Consider the following 383-nt stretch of genomic DNA (forward strand, 5'->3'; position numbering starts at 1 on the left):
AAGTAGCACCAGCGGAACGCCTTCCATGCTTTCGAGCGCGCGGATTTTTCTAGCGAGTTCGATGCCATCCATGTCAGGCATGTTCATGTCGAGAACGATGACATCGAAGACTTCCCCTGCTTCAAGCCTTCGCAGTGCGTCGCGCGGGTGTTCGCTCGCCGACGCGACCATATTCCATGACTGCGCCTGCAGGGCCATGATGCGGCGGTTGGTTGCGTTGTCGTCCACGACCAGCAACCGCTTGCCTGCCAGTCCGACGGTAGCCGTCGGGGCGTTTGCTAATTGGCGCGATGCCACGGGCGCGCGAATCGTGAAGAAGAAAGTGGTGCCTTTTCCTTCCGCGCTGTCGACCCAGATCTCGCCGCCCATCAACTCTACCAGAC

1 protein-coding gene is annotated in these 383 nt (G+C 59.8%); it reads right to left on the minus strand.

The features are described 5' to 3' along the window. A partial coding sequence (locus EN885_RS33405; protein WP_128335276.1) for a response regulator occupies window positions 1-369 on the minus strand: 369 nt, incomplete at its 3' end. Window positions 370-383 lie beyond the last annotated feature (14 nt).

Source organism: Mesorhizobium sp. M6A.T.Cr.TU.014.01.1.1 (assembly GCF_004022765.1).
Lineage (GTDB): Bacteria > Pseudomonadota > Alphaproteobacteria > Rhizobiales > Rhizobiaceae > Mesorhizobium > Mesorhizobium mediterraneum.